At 35.6% G+C, this 20,740-nt stretch carries 13 protein-coding genes and 1 CRISPR repeat array; of the genes, 11 read left to right on the top strand and 2 right to left on the bottom strand.

Annotated elements, in window-relative coordinates; genetic code table 11:
- The first annotated feature begins 18 nt into the window (after positions 1–18).
- The 8 genes from aroC to J3U57_RS00775 all read left to right on the top strand — a co-directional run bounded on the left by aroC (position 19) and on the right by J3U57_RS00775 (position 11,181).
- On the top strand, positions 19–1,092 hold the full coding sequence (gene aroC / locus J3U57_RS00810; RefSeq protein ID WP_267343562.1) for a chorismate synthase: 1,074 nt from the start codon (positions 19–21) through the stop codon (positions 1,090–1,092).
- Positions 1,089–1,841, top strand: coding sequence for a TSUP family transporter (locus tag J3U57_RS00805; RefSeq protein WP_065634356.1), 753 nt, complete (start codon positions 1,089–1,091; stop codon positions 1,839–1,841). The genes aroC and J3U57_RS00805 overlap by 4 nt, the downstream gene beginning before the upstream one ends.
- Before the next feature lie 613 nt (positions 1,842–2,454).
- Positions 2,455–2,782: direct repeats of the CRISPR family, unit length 28 nt; unit sequence GCTCAATACCGTGTAGGTAGTTTAGAAA.
- 607 nt (positions 2,783–3,389) lie between these two features.
- On the top strand, positions 3,390–4,127 hold the full coding sequence (locus J3U57_RS00800; protein WP_267343561.1) for an MBL fold metallo-hydrolase: 738 nt from the start codon (positions 3,390–3,392) through the stop codon (positions 4,125–4,127).
- 326 nt (positions 4,128–4,453) lie between these two features.
- Positions 4,454–5,377: a LysR family transcriptional regulator gene (locus J3U57_RS00795; protein ID WP_267333321.1), complete on the top strand. Its 924-nt coding sequence runs from the start codon at positions 4,454–4,456 to the stop codon at positions 5,375–5,377.
- A 149-nt stretch (positions 5,378–5,526) separates the two neighbouring features.
- On the top strand, positions 5,527–5,796 hold the full coding sequence (gene rpsO, locus J3U57_RS00790; RefSeq protein ID WP_065634359.1) for a 30S ribosomal protein S15: 270 nt from the start codon (positions 5,527–5,529) through the stop codon (positions 5,794–5,796).
- Between the two features lie 275 nt (positions 5,797–6,071).
- The gene (gene pnp, locus J3U57_RS00785; protein WP_416379567.1) at positions 6,072–8,186 is read left to right on the top strand and encodes a polyribonucleotide nucleotidyltransferase; all 2,115 of its coding nucleotides are present in this window, start codon (positions 6,072–6,074) and stop codon (positions 8,184–8,186) included.
- A gap of 23 nt (positions 8,187–8,209) precedes the next feature.
- On the top strand, positions 8,210–9,067 hold the full coding sequence (gene nlpI, locus J3U57_RS00780) for a lipoprotein NlpI (RefSeq protein WP_267333322.1): 858 nt from the start codon (positions 8,210–8,212) through the stop codon (positions 9,065–9,067).
- Between the two features lie 344 nt (positions 9,068–9,411).
- Positions 9,412–11,181, top strand: coding sequence for a DEAD/DEAH family ATP-dependent RNA helicase (locus tag J3U57_RS00775; RefSeq protein WP_267333323.1), 1,770 nt, complete (start codon positions 9,412–9,414; stop codon positions 11,179–11,181).
- A gap of 39 nt (positions 11,182–11,220) precedes the next feature.
- Here the strand turns inward: J3U57_RS00775 and J3U57_RS00770 are convergent, their stop codons facing one another.
- Positions 11,221–12,615, bottom strand: coding sequence for an MFS transporter (locus tag J3U57_RS00770; protein WP_267343560.1), 1,395 nt, complete (start codon positions 12,613–12,615; stop codon positions 11,221–11,223).
- Positions 12,616–12,862: 247 nt separating this feature from the next.
- Between J3U57_RS00770 and J3U57_RS00765 the strand changes: the two genes are divergently transcribed.
- From J3U57_RS00765 to recB, 3 genes are read left to right on the top strand one after another with little or no spacing between them, the layout of a single operon-like run.
- The gene (locus tag J3U57_RS00765) at positions 12,863–13,159 is read left to right on the top strand and encodes a YfcZ/YiiS family protein (RefSeq protein ID WP_267333325.1); all 297 of its coding nucleotides are present in this window, start codon (positions 12,863–12,865) and stop codon (positions 13,157–13,159) included.
- 24 nt (positions 13,160–13,183) lie between these two features.
- Positions 13,184–13,627: a phosphohistidine phosphatase SixA gene (gene sixA, locus J3U57_RS00760; RefSeq protein WP_267343559.1), complete on the top strand. Its 444-nt coding sequence runs from the start codon at positions 13,184–13,186 to the stop codon at positions 13,625–13,627.
- A complete protein-coding gene (gene recB / locus J3U57_RS00755) occupies positions 13,606–17,076 on the top strand; it encodes an exodeoxyribonuclease V subunit beta (protein ID WP_267343558.1) in 3,471 nt (1,156 codons plus the stop codon). Before sixA ends, recB begins: the two co-directional genes overlap by 22 nt.
- Positions 17,077–17,225: 149 nt before the next feature.
- Here recB and J3U57_RS00750 read toward each other — a convergent pair whose 3' ends face one another.
- Entirely contained in the window at positions 17,226–20,309 is a 3,084-nt protein-coding gene (locus J3U57_RS00750) for a beta-galactosidase (protein WP_267343557.1), read from the bottom strand.
- Positions 20,310–20,740 lie beyond the last annotated feature (431 nt).

Raw genomic sequence — 20,740 nt, 5'->3', positions numbered from 1 at the left:
TCATTGGAAATAAAATTTATGTCTGGAAACTCGATCGGTAAGTTATTTAAAGTCACCACTTTTGGCGAATCACATGGCATAGCATTAGGATGTGTTGTAGATGGTGTACCACCGGGACTTGCTTTAACTGAATCCGATATGCAGCACGATCTCGATCGACGCCGTCCTGGTTCTTCTCGTTATACTACGCAGCGCCGCGAAGCAGATCAAGTTAAAATATTATCAGGTGTTTTTGATGGTGTCACAACCGGCACCAGTATCGGTTTGATGATTGAAAATACCGATCAACGTTCACAAGATTATAGCAAAATTAAAGATATCTTTCGCCCTAGTCATGCTGACTACACCTACCAAAAAAAATATGGCATACGTGATTACCGAGGTGGCGGTCGATCATCGGCGCGCGAAACAGCAATGCGTGTTGCGGCAGGTGCTATAGCTAAAAAATATTTAAACGAAAAACTCGGCATTACTATTCGTGGTTATTTAGCTCAAATGGGTGATATTGAATGTCAATTAAGAGATTGGCAACAAGTTGAACAAAATTCCTTTTTTTGTGCTGATGAAAGTAAACTTGAGCAACTTGATGAATTATTAAGAAAATTAAAAAAAGAGGGTGATTCAATTGGTGCGAAAGTCACTGTTGTCGCTGAAAATGTACCTGTTGGGCTGGGTGAACCAGTTTTTGATAAGTTAGATGCTGAATTGGCCCATGCATTAATGAGTATTAATGCAGTTAAAGGGGTCGAAATAGGTGATGGCTTTGCCGTTATTACTAAACGTGGTAGCGAAAATCGCGACGAGATTAGTCCAGAAGGTTTTTTATCCAACCACGCTGGTGGCATCTTAGGCGGTATCAGCTCAGGACAAACCATTTTAGCCAACATTGCCTTAAAACCTACCCCAAGCATTGAAATTGCAGGTCGATCGATTAATGTACAAGGTGAAGCCGTTGAAGTATCGACGCATGGTCGGCATGATCCATGCGTGGGTATAAGAGCAGTTCCCATCGCTGAAGCAATGGTTGCTATTGTTTTAATGGATCACTACCTTCGTTATCGTGCTCAATGCAGTGATGTGAATCCGCGATGAATTACGAACTTCTTATTCTGCTATTTGCCATAGCAGTTTTAGCGGGATTTATCGACTCAATTGCCGGTGGAGGAGGGTTACTTACCGTGCCGGCACTATTGGCAGTCGGTTTACCGCCGGCTAGTGCCTTAGCGACTAATAAGTTACAAAGTTGTGGTGGATCATTCTCGGCTAGTCTCTACTTTATCCGTGAGCGCATGGTTAATCTTAGAGAACAAAAAATCGCAATTATCTTCGCCTTTATCGGCTCCGCAGTTGGTACTGTTTCGGTGATGCATATACAAGCCGATTTTCTAAGACTATTATTACCGATATTAACGATCAGTGTTGGGTTATATTTCCTACTCTCACCAACAATCGGAGAACAAGACCGCAAAAGCCGCCTGACCACCCTACAATTTGCCCTTATTCCGGCGTTAGCAATTGGTTTTTATGACGGCTTTTTTGGACCCGGTGCCGGTTCCTTCTATGCTTTAGCCTATATTACCCTTGCAGGGTTTAATCTGACAAAAGCAACTGCTCATACCAAAGTCCTAAACTTTACCTCAAACTTAGCGGGATTGTTATTTTTTATTATGGGCGGACAAGTGGTCTGGTCGATAGGTTTAGTCATGTTAGTCGGACAATTCATCGGCGCAAGATTAGGCGCTAAAATGGTTATTGCGAAAGGAAGAAAATTAATAAGACCAATGTTAATTATTGTTTCTACAGTTATGAGCATTAAGCTGATTTATGAGAATTTCTTCTGATGATTAGATTTTGGTTTTGATTGTTAGATAACCGTCATTGCTGATAAATTTTGTTTTAATATATTTAGCTAATAAAGCGTGGAACACTAAAGATTCAGAATTTTAATCGTAATAACATAGATATATTTAAGCTAAACTAATAGAACGATTTTTACATTTTCAATACTTTTGCAGTAAACGATCTAAATATACTTAATGCACTGTTTCAATGTAATGGTAATAATATGCTGCCATGGTTATCGCCCCAAAGCTAACAAGAATATTTGACACACTTCCTTAACGTTACGATTTAAAGTATAGGTTCGTTTATCAACGATTGTTGTTACTGTTTTAAATAAAAAGTAATTGAGGTATTTTTAACATTGTTAAATAAATTATCGAGCAGAGTAATTATCAATTATAATTTGATCGCATTAGATTTCAAACAGACTGTTTCAAGTCAATATCATTTAAACATTATCAATAATTACCTCATCGTTTTTACCCTTTTTTTTCGCTGAATTTAAAGATCAATAAAATCAGAGCGTTACAAAACAGTAGAAAAAAAGGGTTTTTAAGTAATAAAACAATATTTACCTTTATGCCAAAGGCGATTATAGTATGTGCTGTTCTAGCTCAATACCGTGTAGGTAGTTTAGAAAGTAATGATGAATTCGAGCGATACGGGATACTGGCTCAATACCGTGTAGGTAGTTTAGAAAAACATCGATGATGTCATCGAAATCATTAATGAGCTCAATACCGTGTAGGTAGTTTAGAAAAACAAGCGTAATAAAAATAGTAAAAATACAAAGCTCAATACCGTGTAGGTAGTTTAGAAAAAACAGACTATTAGCTAGCACAGTTGTTTATTGCTCAATACCGTGTAGGTAGTTTAGAAATACGCCGAAAAATGGCAAGATCGATTAAAAAAGCTCAATACCGTGTAGGTAGTTAAAGAAAGCAAAAATTTGGCGAGGTAGATTTTTACATTTTAATAGCCTATCCTCAGGAAGTCTTTAGTTAAAGCTATAAAAATGCCTTAACGTATTTCATTAAGATAAATGAGTTAACTATGAAATTGTCATTATGTGCCTTTATTCCAACTTTATATCAACTATCACCAAGCTTGTTTCAGCTAATAACCACACATAAATAGATATTTTGATGTGCTTTAAGCAACACACAATTAATACATAGGCCTTTAACATTCGAGGCATATAGTCTTTTTTTGTATTCAGACAACTTAATCTTGTTAAACTCCATATAGCAAAATTTCTGCTCAAAAAATCTGTTTAGACTGATTATTGAATACCTTTACCACAGCTTATTTTTACAATTTATAAAAACAAGAAAGATTAAGCTTTATTAACAATGAAGGTAAAATTTTTGTCTGTTTGTTAAGTATTGCTAAAATGTAGAAGGTATATGAATGATAAAAATCAACAGTTAATTGATTAACCATATGTTATATTGTCAGTAAGGGATAGTGATACATAGCGTGGTTCAATAATACCAATACAGGCTAATTAACTTACGGACATAAGTATCGAGTAAGGTGAGCATAAAATGAAAATAATTGTACTTGCTATAAAATTTGAATATAACGGTATTGAGCAGATAATTAATCCTGTCATTATACAAGATGATAGTCATATGATCTTAATTGATGCGGGGTATCCTTGTCAGTTTGAGTTATTTGAAGCAGCAGCAAAAAAGAGTGATCTTGATTTAAATAAGTTATCTCATATTATCATTACGCATCATGATTTCGATCATATAGGTTCGTTAGCAGAATTTAAGAAAAGATTTCCTCATATTCAAATATTGTCATCAAGTATAGAAAAAGCCTATATAGAAAAGCATAAAAAACCATTGCGTTTAGAGCAAGCAGAAAAAAGATATCCTTTCTTGTCGGATAATGATAAGCAACAAGCACTGATTTTTCATAAAATATTAGAAAATATAGAAGGTGTTAAGGTAGATGATATTTTGCTCAACCATCAAGTTTTACCTATTGGTGAAGGGGTAGAGGTTATTTTTACGCCTGGGCATACCCAAGGTCACATATCGTTATATATCAAGGAAAATAAAACCCTGATAGCGGGTGATGCACTCGTTTTGGTTATTGATAAATTAGTTATACCTTTTCCAGAGTTTGCTTATGATTTGGCTCAAGCCCAAAGTTCTATAAAAAATCTGATGAATTATGATATTGATGAGATGATTTGTTATCATGGCGGCAGTTATAAAGGTAACTGGCAAGATAGACTGATTTTAGACAATGATTTAATCGAAAATCCATAAACACAAGCATAATGTTTACTATTGATACCGATATTCTTAATATAAAATACGCGGTGTTAGCTAATACTTTTTTAATTAAAAAGTGAATGATGAGTTGCAAAAGCCTGCTATGTGCATTATGTGGATGAAAAAATCAAAGGTAGGAAATTTATTGCGTGTTTTTCATTAGTTGGATAATGTTTAAAAAATGTTTTAGATAAAAATGGACTAATTATTATCTGATTTAATTTTTTTAAGTTTGTCTATCTTATAATCATTAATATCTGTTATATTCTTAATTATATCAAGGCAAATGATTTGCTGAAAAAACTTTATCAATTCACGTTATGAAATTACAACAATTACGCTATATTTTAGAAATAGCTCGATCAGGCTCCATCAATGAAGCGGCTAAAAATTTATATATTACCCAACCTAGCTTGTCGACAGCGGTTAAAGAGTTAGAGGCCGAATTTGGCATTGAAATTTTTGTACGCACTTCAAAGGGAGTATCTTTATCAACCGATGGAGTAGAGTTTTTGGGGTATGCCAAACAAGTATTGGATCAAGCTGAGTTATTAGAACAGCACTATGCTAAAAAGGCGCCCTCAAAGCAACTATGTAGCATTTCGACCCAGCACTATGCGTTTGCTGTGAATGCCTTTGTTAATTTAATCAAGAAGAATCATACTGACGAATATGAATTTACCTTACGTGAAACGCGAACTTACGACATTATTACCGATGTGGCTAATTTACGTAGTGAAGTGGGTATACTCTATTTAACTGATTTTAATCAAAAAGTCATATTGCGGTTACTTAAAGAGCATCGTTTAACATTTAATCCTTTGTTTGAAGCCGATCCACATGTGTTTATTAGTACCCATCATCCTTTAGCTGCGATGAAATCGTTAACCTTACATGATCTGGAAGATTATCCGTATTTATCATTTGAGCAAGGTGAATATAATTCGTTTTATTTTTCTGAAGAGATTTTAAGTACGGTCTATCATAAAAAAAGCATTCATGTGAGTGATAGGGCAACGTTATTTAATTTATTACATGGATTAAATGGTTACACAATTAGCACTGGGGTTTTAAGTACCGATTTGAATGGTTCTGATATTTTATCAATTCCACTGAGTGTTAATGAAAAAATATTAATCGGTTGGATTACCTCTCAAAAAGTGCAATTGAGTATGTCGGCACAAAACTATATAGAAGCACTAAAAAAACTGATACAAGAAGAATATGGTTTTAAGCTTAAGTAGCAGGCAATAATGACCATAATTCAAATTGCTATTTTAATAAATTTGAGTATAATTGCGCACAATTCATATAATGTTTATATGAATATCGAGGTATGTCTGAATTAGAGATCGGACATTCCATCATTAATATTAATTTTAAGAGGTTTATTATGTCTCTAACTGTAGAAGCGAAAGCGAAAATTGTTGCCGAATATGGTCGTGGTACTAATGACACAGGTTCAACTGAAGTTCAAGTTGCTCTTTTAACTGCACGTATTAATGACTTACAAGGTCATTTTTCAGCGCATAAAAAAGATCACCATAGCCGTCGTGGTTTATTACGTATGGTTTCTAGCCGTCGTAAATTATTAGATTATTTACGTCGTAAAGATATCGAACGTTACAACCAACTAATTCAAAAATTAGGCTTACGTCGCTAATAACTTATCTACTTGGAAAGAGGCTTAGGCCTCTTTTTCGTTGTGAAAAATTAGGACTCTGATATAATATCGAGCTCGGAAAAATAAAAGATTGTATCTCATGTTTCGCGCGACTAATGAGAGCTCTATAGTTTATAGATTTGTCATTAGTCGTGACAGTGAAATAATCTTTTGTTTGATATCCCCACACTGTTGAAGTGAGTAGCCTAATTCGTGTTATGTTACTTTTTGTTCAAATTCAAACTTCAACACACAAAATACAAGAGGAAATTGTTTTGTTTAATCCGACACATCAAAAATTTCAATATGGTCGTCATACCGTAACTTTAGAAACGGGTATAATGGCTCGACAAGCAACAGCTGCGGTAATGGTTAATATGGATGATACGGCTGTTTTTGTCACCGTTGTTGCTGATAAAAAAGTGAAAGAAGGTCAAGACTTCTTTCCTTTAACCGTAAATTATCAAGAACGTAGTTATGCAGCCGGTCGTATTCCTGGAGGCTTTTTTAAACGTGAAGGTCGTCCTAGCGAAGGCGAAACGTTAATTGCTCGTTTAATTGACCGACCACTTCGTCCACTATTTCCAGAAGGATTTGTTAACGAAATTCAAATTATCGCAACAGTTGTTTCTGTAAATCCTGACGTGAGTCCTGATTTAGTTGCGATGATTGGTGCTTCAGCTGCCCTTTGTTTATCTGGTGTACCGTTTCATGGTCCTATTGGCGCCGCTCGAGTTGGTTTTATTAATGATGAGTTTGTTCTTAATCCATCAGTTAAAGAACTGGCACATAGCCGTTTAGACTTAGTAGTAGCTGGGACAAAAAGTGCAGTATTAATGGTTGAGTCTGAGGCGGATCTGCTTTCAGAAGATCAGATGCTAGCAGCTGTGGTATTTGGCCATGATCAACAACAAGTTGTCATTGATAATATTAATGAATTTGTTGCTAAAGCAAATTGTGAAAAATGGGATTGGGTTGCGCCAGCTAAGAACGAAGCTTTATATAATGCTGTTGCCGAATTGGCTAAAGATCGTTTAGGTGAAGCTTATCGAATTACTGAAAAGCAAGCACGTTATGCACAAATTGATCTCATTAAAGACGATGTGTTAGCAACGTTAAAAGCACAAGATGAAGAACTCGATGAAAATCAAGTCATTAACATTATTGTTGAATTAGAAAGTCAAATTGTTCGCCAACGTGTTATTGCTGGTGAACCGCGCATTGATGGTCGTGAAAAAGATATGATCCGTGCGCTAGATATTCGTACTAATGTGTTACCAAGAACGCATGGTAGTGCATTGTTTACGCGTGGTGAAACGCAAGCACTGGTTACTGCAACACTAGGAACAGAGCGCGATGCACAAATTATTGATGAGTTAACAGGTGAATATACAGAACGTTTCTTACTTCATTATAACTTCCCACCATATTCAGTTGGTGAAACAGGTATGGTCGGTTCACCAAAACGTCGTGAAATTGGTCATGGGCGCTTAGCTAAGCGTGGTGTTGCAGCTGTAATGCCAAGCAAAGAAGAGTTTCCATATACTGTGCGCGTAGTGTCTGAAATTACTGAATCTAATGGTTCATCTTCAATGGCTTCTGTGTGCGGTGCTTCACTTGCATTAATGGATGCTGGTGTGCCAATTAAATCTTCTGTTGCTGGTATTGCGATGGGACTTGTGAAAGAAGGCGATAATTTTGTTGTTCTATCTGATATTTTGGGTGATGAAGATCACCTTGGCGATATGGATTTTAAAGTAGCCGGTACACGTGAAGGTGTAAGTGCGCTGCAAATGGATATCAAAATTGAGGGTATTACTAAAGAAATTATGCAAATTGCCCTTAATCAAGCTAAAGGTGCACGTTTACATATCTTAGGTGTGATGGAGCAAGCAATTAATAAACCTCGTCAAGAGATCTCTGAATTTGCGCCTCGCATTTATACTATGAATGTCAATCCAGATAAAATTCGCGATATTATTGGTAAAGGTGGGGCAACGATTCGAGCCTTAACGGAAGAAACGGGTACTACGATTGAAATCACTGATGATGGTACAGTAAAAATTGCGGCATCTGATGGTAATAAAGCTAAAGATGCAATGAATCGTATCAATAATTTAGTTGCTGATGTTGAGTTGGGTAAAATTTATACCGGTAAAGTGACACGAATTGTTGATTTTGGTGCTTTTGTATCAATCATTGGTGGTAAAGAAGGTCTTGTGCATGTTTCTCAAATTGCTGATCATCGCGTTGAGAAAGTTTCTGATTACTTGAAAGTTGGACAAGAAGTGAATGTTAAAGTATTAGAAATAGATCGGCAGGGTAGAATTCGTTTAAGCATGAAAGATGCTGTTGAGCCTGCTGCTGATGTCGCACCAATTACTGAATAAAATGTCATTCACTAGGAGTTAAAATGAGACTATTCAACCTGAGAATTATCTGCTTTTTGCTAGCTGTTATTCTTTTATCAGGTTGTTCTAACTCTTTACCTGTACTGGCTGTTCCTGAGCAAGTTTCTTACGAGGATGAATTGAAAATTGCTCAGCTCAGTCAGCAGTTATCACAAAATGATATTGATACCATTACACGTATGCAGCTCATTTTTGAGCGAGGTATTGTCTACGATTCATTAGGTTTTAAAGCTTTTGCATACAGTGATTTTACACATTTGCTAAGCTTTAATCCTGAAATTCCAGATTTGTATAATTTTTTAGGTAATTATGCACTTCGCGATGGTGACTTCGATTCGGCTTTAGCATCGTTTAATACTACCTTAGAGCTTGATCCTGCTTATGCGTATGCCTACTTAAATCGTGCAATTACGTTGTACCGTACTGGGCATTATCAATCAGCAGATCGTGATGCGTTGCAATTTTATCAATATGATGTGAATGAACCCATTCGAATTTTGTGGCTTTATCTGATCGAAAAAGAAATCGATAATAAAGTTGCACAGCATGAGCTACAAAAACGTTATGATCTGCTTAATGATAAAACGATTTATAGTAGCGATATTGTTGCATTTTATTTAGGTAAAATTAATGAATCTAAATTGATGCAAAATCTTCAACAAGGTGTAGAAAGTAATCGGCAATTAGCTGAGCGCCTATGTGAAGCCTACTTTTACTTAGGTAAATATTATCAAAGTAAAGGTGATAATGAGCGTGCCAAAATGTTATTTAAATATGCTTTAGCTAATAATATTTATAACTTTGTTGAACATCAACAGGCACTCTACGAAATGAAGTTACTTGAAGAAAAAGAAAAGTAACAAGGGTCATGCCAGTTTAAAAGTGAAAATATTGTTATAGCGTAGTTCTGATTTGCCAATAATATACTCCTGAATTTTAATGATTTGATTATTTTGCTTTATCTATTTTATGATAAAACGCTAATCATCGTTAAATTTTGCTGAGTAATTATCGATAGTATTAATATTGGCAGTTAGTTATTGGGGTGAGTTGTAAATTTTCAATTTAGTGAGCTGGCATAAATTTATCTATTCTTGGTTTTATTAAATTAGCCATGGCACATTGCCGATATTAAGTTGTGCTTAATATTATTAACAGTGCAAATAACCTGTTTAGATATAATAAAATTTATAAGCGAGTTTACATGACAAAAGAAGTTTCTTTTATTGACCTTGGTTTATCCGAGGATATCCTTAATGCATTAAATGATCTTGGTTTTAGCAAACCATCACCGATTCAAGCTGAATGTATTCCTTTATTGTTAGCAGGTAACGATGTATTAGGAATGGCACAAACTGGCAGTGGTAAAACTGCTGCTTTTTCTATCCCATTTTTAATGAATATAGATGCTAATTTAAAAGCACCACAACTGTTGGTTTTAGCACCAACACGAGAGTTGGCTATTCAAGTTGCCGATGCATGTGCTGAATATGCAAAATATATGAAAGGCATAAAAGTTTTAGCATTATATGGTGGACAACGTTACGATGTACAATTACGCGCTTTAAAACAAGGTCCGCAAATTGTAGTCGGAACACCGGGGCGATTACTGGATCACTTAAACCGTAAAACATTAGATCTGTCTAATCTTAAAGGTTTAGTTCTTGATGAAGCTGACGAAATGTTAAGAATGGGCTTTATTGATGATGTTGAAAGTATCATGGCAACGATTCCTGAAAATCATCAAACAGCACTATTTTCAGCAACAATGCCAGCACCTATTCGTCGCATTACTAAACGGTTTATGCAAAACCCTAAAGAAGTGCAAATTAAAGGAACCAATCAAACCGCACCTGATATTGATCAGAGTTATTGGTTAGTCAGAGGTATGCGTAAAAACGAAGCCATTATTCGTTTTTTAGAAGCTGAAGATTTTGATGCTGCGATTATCTTTGTTAGAACCAAAAGCGCCACGTTAGATGTTGCCGACGTTCTTGAAAAACATGGTTATAGCTGCGCAGCATTAAATGGTGACATGACGCAGCAATTACGAGAGCAAACTCTTGATCGTTTACGTAATGGTCGATTAGATATTTTAATTGCAACCGATGTTGCAGCACGTGGTTTAGATGTTGAACGTATTAGCTTAGTCATCAACTATGATATTACACTTGATTCTGAATCTTATGTTCATCGAATAGGGCGAACCGGTCGCGCAGGTCGAGCTGGACGCGCGATTTTATTTGTCGATAGCCGTGAGCGTCGTTTGCTTAAAAACATTGAACAAACCATTAAAAAATCAATACCAGAAGTCGCATTACCTTCAAAAGAATTGATTGAAAAACGTCGTTTAGCAAAATTTACTGAGCAAGTACAAAAACAGTTAGAAAGTGCTGATCTTAACCAATATCAAGCACTCTTATCACAAATTCAAGCAAGCTGTGATACAGATTTAGAAACGATCGCTACTGCGATTTTAAAAATGGCTCAGGGCGAGCGCCCGTTAATATTACCACCAGATCCAGTGATGAAACCATCTCGTGATAGTCGCGATCGTGATAATCGCAGTGGTGAGCGCCGTTTGCGTGGTGATAATCGTGAAACACCAAAACGTCGAGAACGTCGTGATGTTGGCGATATGGACATGTATCGAATCGAGATTGGTAAAGAGAATGGTGTTGAAGTTCGACATATTGTTGGTGCCATTGCTAATGAAGCTGATATAAGTAGTCGTTATATTGGTAATATCAAACTTTACGAAACTTATTCAACTGTTGAATTACCTAAAGGTATGCCTCAAGACATTCTTAAACACTTCGAAAAGGTAAGAGTGCTTAATCAACCGATGAAAATGAGCTTAGTGAGTAATGCTTCATCTGATAATAGACGTGGTGGACGTAGAAGTAGTAAATCTGAGTCGAATGATAAAGGATTTTCGAAAAAACGAGGTCGCTCGTCAGCACCAAAATTTTAATTAATTTAACCTCTGCCTTAAGGCAGAGGCTTTTCTTCGTTATTTTATTCCTCGCACATTATCACCAGCATTTTTAGGTAGTGTAATAAAATCAATCATAGCAATGATTGTCAGCCCTGCAACCATCAATAAAGCAAATTGAAAGTCTTCAACACTTAACATTGTTTTATTATGATCATGGTAACAAGATGCAATAAATAAGAATAATGCCCCTAGTACAATGCCAAGAACATTATTAAGTTGCTGTGCTAAAGTAGATAAAATATTGGCACTTTGAACTTCACTTTTTTCGATTTCAGAAAAACCTAGTGTATTTAAGGTAGTAAATTGGATTGATCGTGCTCCTCCTGATAGAAAAAGAACGATAATCATAGTAATAATCGAGGTTTGTTCTGTAAAAAATGCACATAAAATAAAACTCGCTGATAACACTATTCCGTTAATAATCAGTATATTTCGAAAACCGAATCGTTCAATTAACGGTGTATTGATCAATTTAAAAAGAATATTACCAACAAATAGCACCAGCAATAAAGCACCTGCTGTTAATGGTGAGTATCCAAATCCAACTTGAAACATCAAAGGTAAAAGAAATGGGGCACTGCTTAAGGCGATTCGGATTAAGGATCCCCCAAAAAACATGGTTCTAAATGTACGTTTAGAAAACGCCTGTAAGCTAATCAGTGGATGTGTGCTGTGAGTTAAGTGATAACATGCCATTGTTAACATTATGCAGCCAAGTAAAACGATTGAAAGGCTTATTCCTATACTCTTTTGTGAATGTGAAATCATTTCAAGTCCATAAACAAAGAGCAATAAACCTGATCCACACAAAATAAAACCAATGCCATCAAATGCGCGTATTTGCGGTAGTTCTTTTGGTAGAAGTTTGAATGCATAAAAAAGGGCAATAAATCCAAGTGGAATATTTAAAACGAAAATCCAATGCCATGTTAGATATTGCGCGAAAAATCCACCAATCACAGGTCCCATGACCGGAGCGATTAATCCTGGCCAGACCAGTATTGATATAGTATTGACTAAATTTTGTTTTTCAGTCCGGCTAAGTACCACCGTGCGGCCAACAGGGACCATTAACGATCCTGCTAATCCTTGGCATAATCTTGCCAGCGTAAACATGGTTAGATTAGTTGAGAGTGCACAGAGTAAAGATGCTAACATAAACAAAACAATCGAGATTGAAAAAATTCGATGTGCAGTAAAACGATTAGCCAGCCAACCACTTGCAGGTAAACCTATGGTAAGGGCTAACATATAGGCACTAATTCCAACTGAGATATCTTGAGGATTAACTGAAAATGATTTTGCGATATTAGGAATAGCGGTAGTAATAACTGTCGCGTCTAAATTTTCCATAAAAAATGTTGCGGCGACTAAAATTGCCATTTTCTGGACGTTACTACGTTGTTGCATAAAAAACACCAATACAAATAAATACTGCAAATATTATATACTACAAAAAGAAAACGCTAAGACAATAATTATTCTTGAGAAATAACCGTGACTTACAAAGGTTATTTTTAAAAAACTTCTATTTTTGATTGATAAAAAACGTTTTTTTATGTCAGTTATTAGGTTGTTAAAAAAATGTTAGAACTTTGCCCTTAAGTTTGATTGAGAGTATACTATGTCAAAACTAAATGATTAATAGAGGTACAGGATGACAGATTCACTAAATAAATGTAAAGCAAATGAAACACCAGCATGTTGTTGTGTTGATGTTGGAACAATTATCGATAATGAGGATTGCACAGCAGAATACGAACACGTTTTTGCGTCAGAATCAGAAGCTCAAGCTAAATTAGTATCATTAACACAAGCTGCAAAAGATGCTGCAACTGAACCCTGTGAAATTAATAGCAGTATCGACAAAGTTGCAGATGGTTTTAAATTAACTGCTAAGTTTACTTTTTGTTGTGGCGCTGAGTGCTTAATTTTTCAATTAAAATTACGTTAATTGTCATTAATGAAAATTTGTATTATGAGACATGGTGAAGCAGGATTTTCTGCTTCATCTGATGCAAGTCGACCACTTACTGCTTATGGCATTGAACAAGCGAATCAAGCCGGTCAATGGCTTCAACAGCAACATTTTAAATTTGACTTAGGTTTAGTGAGTCCATATTTACGAGCAGAGCAAACGTTTGCTCAACTATCCTCTTATATTTCTATTTCAAAAGTAAAAACAGAAAAGCTTTTGGTTCCAGGTGGAAGTGCTGCTTCAATTGCTGATTTTTTAATGACCCTTATATCCCAAGATGTTAAGCAAGTGATTATAGTTTCACACCTTCCATTAGTCGGCTATTTAGTCAATGAGCTTTGCCCTCATATTTCGCCACCGATGTTTCCAACAGCTGCAATTGCATGTATTAACTACTCAATTGGCACCGCAGGAAATCTTGAATGGTTTCATCAAGCGGAGTAAAAAAACTTAATCTTTTTGATTTACCGTTAACCGGACGTACCTTAATTGAAGCCTCGGCCGGAACAGGTAAAACCTATTCACTTGCCTTTATCTATTTGCGATTGTTATTAGGCATAGGCAAAAACAGTTATCCTAACCCACTGAGTATTAATCAAATTTTAGTTGTCACCTTTACTAAAGCGGCAACGCAAGAGCTGCGTTCACGCATTAGAGCAACTATACAAGAACTAAGAACAGGATTACTGCAAGGTAACCATTCAGATCCGATATATCAAAAATTGATTGAATTAATTGATGACCGTCAAGCTGCGATTCAAAAACTCACTGAAGCCCAACAATCAATGGATGATGCGGCTATTTATACCATCCATAGTTTTTGTCAGCGAATATTGACTAGTCATGCATTTGAATCGGGTGTACTTTTTGAACAAAAATTAATTACTGATGAGCAGCAATTACACTTACAAGTTACCCAAGATTTTTGGCGTCATTATTTTATTCCCTTAAATAAACCACTTGCTCAGATAGTTTTTGCAACTTGGCAAGATCCAGATGCCTTATTAGCAAGTATTAAACCTTATTTGAGTTTTGATTTTAGCCAAAACACAGATGATAATATCGATCTTGTGAATATTATTAATGATTTTTATCAGCGTAATTTTTACAAAATCGAAATGTTAAAACAGGCTTGGTTAGAATCAGTAAATGAATTAACCGATATCATTATTCAGTCAGGCGTCAGTAAACAATCTTATAGTAATCGTTATTTACCTAATTGGATTGCCAAAGTTTCGGCTTGGTGCCAAACACCGACAACGACGTTTAAGTTACCCGCTGAACTGGAAAAGTTTAGTCAAGCGGTATTAATTGAAAAAACCAAAACCGATAAGACGGCTCCACGACATTTAGTTTTTGAGCAAATAGCACAACTTTATACAAGCCAACTTGATTTACGCAACGAAATTTTGATGCATATTGTTAAAATTATACAAAAAGGCATTTATTATCAGAAGATTAAACGTGCCGAGATGAGTTTTAACGATCTAATTTGGCAACTTAATCGGGCCTTGCAGACCAAAAATGGTCATCGATTAGCACAAAGTATTGCAAAAAAATATTGTGTTGCTTTAATCGATGAATTTCAAGATACCGATCCCGCACAATATCAAATATTTGATCGTATTTATAATAAGCAGCGAGTAGATACAGGTTTATTGTTTATTGGTGATCCCAAACAAGCAATTTATAGCTTTCGTGGCGCTGATATATTTACGTATTTAAAAGCAAAACAGTCGGCAGGCGAAAATAATTTTACCATGTATGTTAATCACCGATCTTCTTCTGAAATGGTAAAGGCTGTAAATCAGTTATTCGCTAATCGTCAACATCCTTTTATTTTTGATCGCATTCCCTTTTTACCTATGGAAAGTGCAACAAGAAATAATCAAAAAACGTTGATAATCAATGATCAAGAGGCAAATGCCTTAACGGCTTATCTATTACCTGAAACAATAACAACTATTACAGATTATCAAGAACATATGGCGATTTGTTGTGCTAAAGAAATTGTTTCATGGTTAACGGATAGTTCAATATTCATCTGTGATAAAGATGGCAAACGCCCTGTGATAACTAGCGATATTGCAATTTTAGTGCGCACCGGACAAGAGGCTGAAATAATTCAACAAAAACTAGCGATTTATGGGGTTAAAAGCGTTTATTTATCCAATCGAAATAGCGTATTTTCGTCAACCGAAGCACAGGATGTGCTTTCTGTATTGCAAGCCGTACTCATGCCAGAAAATGAAGCAGCATTACGTTTAGCGCTAATGACTAGGTTATTAGGTCAAACCATGGCAGAACTTGAGCAATTGATTGATGATCAAGATCAGTGGGAAAATTTAGTAGAGGAATTTAAACAATATCAGATTATTTGGCAACACTATGGGGTATTAGTGATGTTACGTCGTTTGATGAAACGGCGACACTTAGCCGAAAATCTTTTAGCTTGCCAGAATGGCGAACGAATATTGACTAACTTCATGCATTTAGGGGAATTATTACAAGCCGCCGCGGATGAGTTAGATAGTTTACCGGCTTTAGTTCGTTGGTTGACTAAACAAATAGTCAATCCCGATTTGAATTTAGACAATCATGAACAACGTTTAGAAAGCGATGAAAATTTGGTCAAAATTATCACGATACATAAATCTAAAGGGTTAGAGTTTCCAATAGTTTGGTTGCCATTTGCGGCTAAATATCGCCCTGCTAATAGCCAATTTTATCACGATAAACATAATGATTATCAGCCAAGCTATGCGTGGTCGTTAACTGATGAAATTAAACAACAAATTGAAGATGAACATCTGGCAGAAGATTTACGATTGCTGTACGTGGCAATGACTCGCTCTGTTTATCATTGTAGTATTGGTTTAGCTTCTTTGAAAAAAAATCAATCAGCGATTAATTATCTTTTAAATGATGATTTAAAATCGATAGCCAAATTTTCAAATTTAATTGAGGTTGAATTACCTATAGTCGGTGAACAGTATATTTCACCAAAAACATCAAATAGCACCTTGTTTGCAAGTGTATTTAAGCGAAAGCTTTCGAGTTGTTGGCGTGTGACAAGTTATACTGAACTTCAAAAGCATAATGGTAGTTCAATATTGAATTATGCCATCTTCGATGATTGGGATGAATCTCAATCAGATAATCAAGCGCAACAGTTAGTGCAATTATATGATATTCATCATTTTCCAAAAGGAGCTTATGTTGGTACGCTTATGCATACAATGATGGAAAATGTTGCAGGGAATAATGTTGCTCAATTATGCGATGAAATGGTAAAAAAACTCAATTTAGACGCAATCTGGATCGATGTTGTAAGAGATTGGATGCAACAGGTGCTTAGCACAAAAATTAATCAGCAAGGGCTTACATTAGCGCAAATATTAAGTGGAAAATGTATTCACGAGCTTCAATTTTATTTACCTATTCGTCAAGCAGTGTCTAGCTTGCAATTGGACTCTTTGTGTAAACAATATGACCCTTTATCTAAACAATGCCCAGAATTAGATTTTGAAACAGTACAAGGTATGTTGAAAGGGTTTATTGATTTAGTGTTTGAATTTGAAGGTAAATATTATATTGTTGATTATAAATCGAACTGGTTAGGTGATTCTGCTGCTTATTATCAAAAGCCCGCATTAGAGCAGGTAATGTGTGAACATCGTTATGAATTACAATATCAACTCTATTGTTTAGCATTACATCGATTTTTAAAAAGTCGTTTAGTCAATTATCAATATCAAGACCATTTTGGTGGGGTGTATTATCTTTTCTTACGGGGTATGCCCGAATACGGGATTTTTTATTGCCAACCAGCAAAACAGTTCATAGAGCAACTTGATCAGTTATTTGACGGGGATAATAAGTACAATATTTAATCTGTTAATCTTAGCACTTGATGGTTTGAGCTATTTTTTGGCGTTAAATTTTGCAGATTTTTTTGTTGGCATGTTGTTATCTAAACCGAAATACAGAAGGTATCGACTACTACCTGCTGTATTACTTATTGGTTGGTAACAGTTAAATTTTATGAACATTTAAAAACCAATTGATAACTGTAATACTTTTCGGTTAATAAAAATTCTTTATGGACATTAGGTGTCCAAGAATCATCGCCACCAATTCCCATATGAAATGCATCAATACTGACATAAGCGCTGTCTTTTGGTTGCAATAGATGTCGATGTGATGTTTTCATTAACTGTTTTGTACCATATTGATTAATATTAAATTTAAATTGATGACCCGTAACGGTTAATTGATTGAGTTGTAATTTTTTTACATCGCAACGTAAACCATTTTCACAAGGAAAAATATAAGGCGTGTAGAGTTGGGAAAAAGGTAAACACCAGTCACTAAAGATTGCCGATGTTTTACGATCTGGATAATTTTCGTGTGGACCTAATCCTAACCATTTTACCTGTTTTGGTACCTGTTTTAATTGAAATGTTAACCCTATACGTGCAGGTGGTGGCATATTATTCGCAATATTAACTTGTATAGATAAATTTAAATTACCTTCTTGATCGAAGTGGTGTTGCCATCTGCTTTGAATCACTTTTTGGTTGTCGACAAAATAACCATGTAAAACTTCGATGATAATTTTATTACTTGATTGGCTCACCTCAATGCCTAAGCATTGATGCGTTAAGTCGTAGTAACCAGCTGACTTCCATTTTTCAACCCAAGCATAAGGGTTATTGTCAAGACCACTACTAATACCAATATCATTATCAATTGGTGCACGAATAAATTGATCGGTAAAAGCTGAAGCTAATAACGATTTGTTTCCTTTAAACCATTGTTCTAATTGACCCGTTTTTTTATTCAATTGCCAACGTTGATTTTTATAATTTATGACATATTTATCCTGATTTTCCATTAACTTAAGCGAACTTTTATCTTGATTAATAGTCAGTAATGGAATAAAAGTGTTGGTTAACTTCCACTGTTCCCATGCGACTAGGTGCCCAGCGGCAGACCATGGCGTGGTTTTGCTTTGAATAATTTTGACTGATAAATGCAAATCTTCACAGTTAAAATCATTACCGACATCATCACACAAAACCATTTTTATTGTGCTATTGGCTTTAATGTCCAGTTTGGTTTTGCTGTATTTTCGTTTTTTACCCTCGACTAATAACTCCCATTGTAAAATCTCATGATTGGTATGATAAAATAAATACTCGCTGGTTATCTCAATTACTAATGGTTTTTGACTTATTAGCTTAAATTGATAAGGTTCCTGTAATTTCTTAGCTTCGATTAAACTAGGATGAGCATTGCGGTCGGGGAACACTAATCCATCTAAGCAAAATTGTCTATCGTGATACGCTTCACCAAAATCCCCGCCATAGGCCCAATAACTTTCCCCCGTTTGAGTTTGACAGCGAATACCATGATCTGCCCATTCCCAAATAAATCCGCCTTGCAAACGAGGGTATTGCCTAAATGCTTGCCAATACTTATAAAACGCACCTAAACTATTACCCATGGCATGCGCATATTCACATAAAATAAGAGGCCTGTGTTCATCAGGCATTGAAATCCATTTTGTTATTGCCCATTTAGGTACCGTTGGATGCGGTTGATCTTGCTCAACACGTGCATACATTGGGCAAATGATATCGGTAGCAGCTGTATTCGCACCACCCCCTTCGTATTGTACAGGTCGCGTTGGATCATTGCTTTTAATCCAAGCATAAAGTGCATCGTGATTAGCACCATGACCAGATTCATTTCCTAATGACCAGATTATAATTGAGGGATGATTTCGATCACGTTGTACCATGCGCGTGACGCGTTCGCTATACGCCGCAAACCAACGAGGATCATCCGATAAACGGGACATAGGAAACATACCATGCGACTCAATATTGGCTTCATCCACTAAATACAGCCCATATTGGTCACAAAGTTCATACCATCTTGGATCATTAGGATAATGACTACATCTAACTGCATTAAAGTTGTGTTGTTTGATGAGTTTTATATCATGCAACATCGCTTGTTCAGTGACGGCATACCCCATATCTGGATAGAATTCATGTCGGTTTGTCCCTTTTATGAGTAGAGCTTTACCATTTAAGCAAAGCTGACCATGTTTGATTTCAACTGTCCGAAAACCGACATTGTAGGCTTCTGATTCTATCAACCCTGTTTGTTTATGGTATAAACTGATAACCACACGATAAAGATTCGGCGTTTCCGCGCTCCATAATTTGGGGCTGGTGACTGGTATATGGCAGTCTAAGCGATCGTGATATCCGCCTTTTTCGTCAACAGCATCAGTACCAATGCTTTGAGAATGCTTAGTTATTAATTTATTTTGTTGCCATAATTCAATATCAACATTGAATAAATCTTTGTTGTCATCAAGATTGACATCAATCTGTAGTGAAAGCGTGGCATTTTGATAAAGTGCATCGAGTTGGGTGTGAATTTTTATGTCTCGTAAATGTGATTTCGGTTTATTTAATAACCAGACTTGGCGAAAAATACCACTTAATCGCCACATATCTTGATCTTCAAGATAACTACCATCGCACCACTTTAATACTAATACCGCAATGCGATTTTTACCGGTCTTTAAAAAAGGCGTTAAATCAAATTCTGCCGCAATACGACTATCTTGAGAGTAGCCAACCCATTGACCATTACACCAAAGGTGAAACGCTGAGCTGACACCATCGAATATAATTCTGGTATTTCCTTGCGCCAGCCATTGTTGAGTGATATTGACATAGCGAGAATAACAGCCTGTGGGATTTTGTTCCGGTACAAAAGGTGGATTATAAGGAAAAGGATAACGTATATTGGTATAAACCGGTTTATCATAACCCTGCAATTGCCAATTAGACGGAACAGGAATAGTTGTTTTGTCTAACTCTTTTTTTAACCATGATTCTGGTACTTGATTTGGGCTATTGTAATAGCTAAAAAACCAATCGCCATTTAGTGACATAGTGGTGTCTGAATTCAGATTGTTTTTAGCGCTCTGTTTATCTCGCCAACTGTGAAATTTAGCATGTGTATCGAGTCTATTCATACTTAACACAGATAAGTTATTCCAATCATGGCGGTTAATTATTTCATTGAAAGAAGGGGTCATATACTCTCCATTTACTGTTCCGTTAACCACTATTTTTTATTTATTGTAGTTAATGACATGAGCATTAATTGTTATAAATTATAAGTAACGGGTAATTTAAAACAGTGATCTAGATAACATTTATGTAACCGAATACATCTTTTTTATAAATGGCTAGATTGGTTTATTTTTTTTATTTGTGATTTTCGATTACATCCCTTTTTGCATATAAATAGATAACTATTACTGTGATATAGGTCACAGCTTAGACATTTAATTTATTTATCACTATTTTTATTTGTTATATTAAAAAACGATAATTATTCTTCAAAGGATTGTTACCGCTGTGTAACGGGCAAAACCTAAAGAATAGCCATAAATAGCTATTCTTTAGGTTTTTTTTTTGCCTCGAATTTACGAGGCTTCATTATGTTTTATAAAATAATGAGTAG

Source organism: Gilliamella sp. B3464 (assembly GCF_026536145.1).
GTDB lineage: Bacteria > Pseudomonadota > Gammaproteobacteria > Enterobacterales > Orbaceae > Gilliamella.
Note: the sequence above shows the minus strand (reverse complement) of the source record. Positions and strands in the feature narration are given on the sequence as shown.

Excerpts from the sequence above, each read along its gene's own strand:
- aroC (WP_267343562.1), top strand. The coding sequence starts at position 19 with ATGTCTGGAAACTCGATCGGTAAGTTATTTAAAGTCACCACTTTTGGC.
- J3U57_RS00805 (WP_065634356.1), top strand. The coding sequence starts at position 1,089 with ATGAATTACGAACTTCTTATTCTGCTATTTGCCATAGCAGTTTTAGCG.
- J3U57_RS00800 (WP_267343561.1), top strand. The coding sequence starts at position 3,390 with ATGAAAATAATTGTACTTGCTATAAAATTTGAATATAACGGTATTGAG.
- J3U57_RS00795 (WP_267333321.1), top strand. The coding sequence starts at position 4,454 with ATGAAATTACAACAATTACGCTATATTTTAGAAATAGCTCGATCAGGC.
- rpsO (WP_065634359.1), top strand. The coding sequence starts at position 5,527 with ATGTCTCTAACTGTAGAAGCGAAAGCGAAAATTGTTGCCGAATATGGT.
- nlpI (WP_267333322.1), top strand. The coding sequence starts at position 8,210 with ATGAGACTATTCAACCTGAGAATTATCTGCTTTTTGCTAGCTGTTATT.
- J3U57_RS00775 (WP_267333323.1), top strand. The coding sequence starts at position 9,412 with ATGACAAAAGAAGTTTCTTTTATTGACCTTGGTTTATCCGAGGATATC.
- J3U57_RS00770 (WP_267343560.1), bottom strand. The coding sequence starts at position 12,615 with ATGCAACAACGTAGTAACGTCCAGAAAATGGCAATTTTAGTCGCCGCA.
- J3U57_RS00765 (WP_267333325.1), top strand. The coding sequence starts at position 12,863 with ATGACAGATTCACTAAATAAATGTAAAGCAAATGAAACACCAGCATGT.
- sixA (WP_267343559.1), top strand. The coding sequence starts at position 13,184 with ATGAGACATGGTGAAGCAGGATTTTCTGCTTCATCTGATGCAAGTCGA.
- recB (WP_267343558.1), top strand. The coding sequence starts at position 13,606 with ATGGTTTCATCAAGCGGAGTAAAAAAACTTAATCTTTTTGATTTACCG.
- J3U57_RS00750 (WP_267343557.1), bottom strand. The coding sequence starts at position 20,309 with ATGACCCCTTCTTTCAATGAAATAATTAACCGCCATGATTGGAATAAC.